Here is a 4,556-nt window from a genome sequence, read left to right as displayed (position 1 = left end):
GTTAGCGGTGGGGTAGGAGGCCGTGGCCAGGGCACCGGCCTGCGCCCAGTGCGGCGAGGAGGCCGGGAAGAACAGCTTCCACCCCTGCACATAGTCATACGGCTCCGGCTTATCATTGAGCGGATGATCCGAGCGGGAAAGGCCCCCGATCTCGGGATCCAGAATGTCTGCCCCCATGGCAAGCAGACGATCAGCCAACGCACCGTTGGTGGCGATAAGCTCAGCGAACTCACTACTGTGGAACTCAAGCAATACGCCACCTGTGTCAGGCTGCCACCCGCCGATCCTCACCATGATGGAGGCACCGTCGGCCCGGTCCACATCCCCAGAAAACAGCGCGAACATCACACCAGACAGGTCAGGCTCGATGTTGGCGTGCATGACGGCGAGATACTCCTCCAGGGTGGTGATCTCCGGATTTGCCGCAGCCTTCGCCTTAGACGTATCGCTCTCGCGCCACGGGTCCAGGGTGGGATGCAGGCCCCGCAACTGCTGGATCAGCTCCCAGGACCGCGCAGCCTCCTCCTCCATGCGCTCCTCCTGCCCCGGACGACGCATCCTAAAGCCAAGTTTCCAATTTGCCGCCATCGGTGGGGTCCCTCCTCGGTGTTCCTCTGCCCTGCTTAAGGGTACCAGAAGCGAATGCGCTTGGCGTGGTTTAGAAGTTCGGTGGAGTGTGCACCAACTCAATACCAGCAGGGAAATCCCCAGCGCTTTGCATGTCTTTGAGCAGGTCGAGCATTTCGGGTTCGGCCACATGCCAGCGTATAGGCGTACTGGCGCCAACCGCCCACACCGCGTCAAGTTAATCATTTGCTGAATCAACCATCTCGGTAATGACGTTGTCGCCGAATGGGGTTTTGGTGAGGTTGTAGTAGAAGCCCTTGGCGTCGTGGAGGGCACCGTCGTAGAAACCGCCGAACTCCACGCCGTCGACGTAATAGGAGTCCTTCACGGTAACCCCGGTGACCTGCTCCTCATACGCCTGGGAACGAATAGAGAGATTGTTCTCCCCCTCACCCTAGACACCTCACCGCGGGCTGGCCTGCTCCAAACCGCTTTCGAAGACGGTTGCCTCTGTCTGGCGTCATTCTGCAAGGACCTGGGGGATAGCCTCATCCAAGTACCAGGTCCAAAACTCTCGACGCGCCTCCACATCAGTCTCCTCAATCGGCTGCCAATTCAAAGCACCCGCAGCTGCACTAGCGCAGCTATAACTCGGCTCAAGCGAGTCTGGCAGCAGCTCATCGTCGTCCGTTTCCGGATCCGCGGTATCGTAATCAGGGTTACGATAACAGGCAGATATCACTGTACGTGAAGCGGCGTCAGCCACAAAGGTGGCAGGCTGAACGATGGCATCAAATGACGAGACACTGTCAAGAACGTTGTCCAAAAAGGTTTCCGCGCGCCACTCCGCCTGCTCTGGGTCGGCTTGCTCGTTGACGAGTTCTTGTGCGAGCGTAAGCATCTCGCTAACCCCTGCGTCACCAGGGAACCCCCGGTCCCAGATGTGCTGGACTCGCTTGACGCACAGAATCGCCAACTCTACACGACGCCGATAAGTGGCGTCATCGTCGTCAGGGTCCTGCATTGCGGCCCAAATACGTCTGCGCACACCAAGCGGTAGGATTGCCTCGTCGCTTGAAGAAAGCGCGGTTCTACCAGCAGATATTTCCCGATTGAGGACAGTCGTGTCGATCATGTGAGTTCACCTTCCTTGAGTGAGGCATGTTATGTACAAGGACGTATTACGGCACCTCTGTTTCGTTAAGGTTTGACGACGCTGCCATCCGGACGAAACAGCCAAGTGCCCCTCGGGTCCGTGACGCGCCATTCGCGCCCTTCGTATGCTGCAAGCTTTCGGAAGTATCCCATGCAGTCAGGGCAGATGTTTTTGGAGACGCCAATGTCCGGTTCCTTGGCGATGAGAGACTGTTGGCGCTCGGCGTGCGAAGCCTTGCACTGACCTAAAACGCCATGATCTCTGCCGCCCATGTCCACCGGCGGATGCCCGATTTCTCTTTGCTTGGCAAGCACTTCGTCGACATTCGGCTTATGGAATTCGGAAGGGCGATTGCCGCCCCATCCGCTTAATGTTTTGTTGTGGTCGGATGAAACAGCCTTTGTCCTGTTCCTTTCGGTCTTCGGCAGTTGGCGTTTTGCGTCTTGCGCTCTCCGGTAAGCAGCTTGGGACTTTGCGTTAGGGCTATTCCGCGATGGCCCGCTCTTGCTCTTACCGCCGATCACGGGCTTCGGGTCGACGGTTTTGGGCTGGGGTTTGGGCTGCGGGCTACGTGGCGACTGGCCGCCTTTACCGGCGCCCTTGCCGCTGCTGCCTTTACCACCGCCTCCGGCTCGGGGTGGGGTTCGGCCGGCCCGGGGCGTGCTGGGCGTGCGGGGTGTGTGCGGGACCGGGCCCATGTTCGCCATGGCGGGGTGGGGGCCCAGGCCCTTCAGCCCGTCGGACAGGTTGTCCATTAGCGTGGTGGCTCGTTTGAACACGTCCCCCAGGCTGGAGGCGGACCTGACCACCGCGGTGACCTCACGCTCCAACCGGGTAGCCCACTTGAACACGTCCGACGCCAGGGAGGGGATCGCCCAGATAGCCGCCACCCCCGCAGTCACCACGGTGGCGGCCAGCTTGGTGGTCAGCTTCGCCAGCACATCAGCGATCGCATCACGCACCATCTCATGCACGATCTGCACGATCACCGACGCCACCGTCAACCCCTTGGAGATACCCCCAGCCAGGGAGGCCGCCAACGACAACCGGGCCGCGTTATCCGCCTGAAACGACTTATACGCATTGACCGCTTCGGAGGACTGCCCGCCCAGGCGCACCTGGATCGAGTCGGTTAAATCCACGCTGCACGCATTCAGCTTGGTGGCGATGTTCGCCCACGTGTCCGCACCCGCAGTCACCTGGCCCGGATCACCAGTGAGCTCATACAACCAGGTCTTGAGCGGATCCAGGTGCTCAATCGCCCACCCAATCGCACTGCCCAGCACCTCACCGATCGGATCAGTAACCAAAGCGACCGTGTCGGCGACCGTGCCGAACCCCGCCAGCGCGTCATCCACCCACGAATCCGTCTTCAACGCATCAACAACATCCTGGCCATCCTCAACCAGACGCAGACCCGACAACCCCGTCGACGAATCCTCCGCCTGCGCAACCAACGGATTACCACCACCGGCAGACGACCCACCACTGGCACTGCCGCCACCGAACGACCCGCCGGAGCCACCAAACCCGCCACCACCGGCGTAACCACCACCGGCAGACGACCCGCCACCGGCGTAACCACCGGTACCGCCCCCGTACTCCCCAGCAGGCAAACCACCAGTACCCGCACCCGCACCGTCACCGCCGCCGAAACCACCACCACCGCCGGCGCCGAAGCTGCTGCTACTACCAGCAGCCGTAGTGGCGGTAGCAGTACCGGCGGTGGCGGTAGCAGTGGTGCTGGTGGTGATGGGCTGGCCGGTGGCCGGATCACCCATCAGCTCAAAGTACTTATTCACAGGGACCCTCCAATAAAGCTACGAATTCAGGAACAGCAGCGACGCCCCAGTGCCGGGGCCACCGGCTACCAGCCGCTCAGCGCCCGGGCCCCGGCAGCAGCATCGGCGTCGGTCTCATCCAACTCCTGCGCCACAGTGCGCAAGTCCATGCCCGCCTCCTCCACACTCTCACCCGTACCAGCAACCGCGCCATTGACCGCCGTAGACAACAACGCATAAGCCGGCACAAACAAGGGCGAACACATCACCCCGAACGCGTCCGAGGCCAGGGCCTGCCCTGCGGCATCCAACGCCACGTCCACACCGTCAGCCACCCCCAGGGCGTCACCACCACCCGAACGCAGCACACCGGTATCAACCTCAACACCAGCAGTCACAATCATCAACTCCCCACGCACCGAAACGAAACGAACACTCACTCAGGCAAACACCAGACAGCCGCACGACCTCAACGCCGCCCCGACCCGCCAGGCCCATCCCAGCCCGCAGGCCGCACCGGCATGGGCGCCACCCCCCACGCAGGCCGCCCACCAGACGCGCCCCCGGCAGGACCGGAGGCGGCCGCGCCCCCACCGGCCCCACCGCCGGTGGTGTCCTGCTGGTAGGACTCCAGCACCCGGCGGCCCAGAGCCGAGTCCGCCCCCAGGGTCTCATCCACCACCAACCGCACCTGCTCGGTCGCCCGCCGACGCGCATCCGCCAAAGCCGCCATCACCGCCTCCGACAGGCCCCGCAAAGACAAGCCCTCACTAGCGGGCAGGAAGGTGATCCCCACCAGCCGGCCCGCCACATCAACCTCCACACGCACCTCACGACCCCGCGAAACCCCCCGAGCCCGGATACCCTCAGCCCGCTCCTGCATCCGCGCAGCCGCCCGCGCATCCCGCCGAGACCGCTCCACATCCGCACGAATCCGCGCCAAACGCGCCTCCAGCGAAACATCCTCCACACCCGCGACGGTAACGACCCCATAACACCCACGCCAGGTCCATACCCGTGACGCTCGCCACATTTCACCGCGAGACCACCAA

General features: G+C 62.7%; 6 protein-coding genes. All 6 read right to left on the bottom strand.

Annotation, left to right across the window (positions count from 1 at the left end):
* Positions 1 to 531, bottom strand: a 531-nt coding sequence (locus DRB06_RS15700; protein ID WP_220092950.1) for a hypothetical protein, incomplete at its 3' end; no start/stop codon positions are given.
* 274 nt (positions 532 to 805) lie between these two features.
* Positions 806 to 955: a hypothetical protein gene (locus DRB06_RS15950; protein WP_159097695.1), complete on the bottom strand. Its 150-nt coding sequence runs from the start codon at positions 953 to 955 to the stop codon at positions 806 to 808.
* 132 nt (positions 956 to 1,087) lie between these two features.
* Positions 1,088 to 1,702, bottom strand: a complete 615-nt coding sequence (locus DRB06_RS01450) for an Imm5 family immunity protein (RefSeq protein WP_073333893.1) — start codon at positions 1,700 to 1,702, stop codon at positions 1,088 to 1,090.
* A 65-nt stretch (positions 1,703 to 1,767) separates the two neighbouring features.
* Positions 1,768 to 3,525: a hypothetical protein gene (locus DRB06_RS01445; RefSeq protein WP_181575152.1), complete on the bottom strand. Its 1,758-nt coding sequence runs from the start codon at positions 3,523 to 3,525 to the stop codon at positions 1,768 to 1,770.
* Between the two features lie 65 nt (positions 3,526 to 3,590).
* Positions 3,591 to 3,908: a type VII secretion target gene (locus tag DRB06_RS01435; protein WP_146750772.1), complete on the bottom strand. Its 318-nt coding sequence runs from the start codon at positions 3,906 to 3,908 to the stop codon at positions 3,591 to 3,593.
* A 65-nt stretch (positions 3,909 to 3,973) separates the two neighbouring features.
* Positions 3,974 to 4,387, bottom strand: coding sequence for a YbaB/EbfC family nucleoid-associated protein (locus DRB06_RS01430; RefSeq protein WP_258522109.1), 414 nt, complete (start codon positions 4,385 to 4,387; stop codon positions 3,974 to 3,976).
* Between the last annotated feature and the right edge of the window lie 169 nt (positions 4,388 to 4,556).

The organism is Actinomyces sp. Z5, assembly GCF_003287795.1.
GTDB classification, from domain to species: domain Bacteria; phylum Actinomycetota; class Actinomycetes; order Actinomycetales; family Actinomycetaceae; genus Actinomyces; species Actinomyces glycerinitolerans.
Note: the sequence above shows the minus strand (reverse complement) of the source record. Positions and strands in the feature narration are given on the sequence as shown.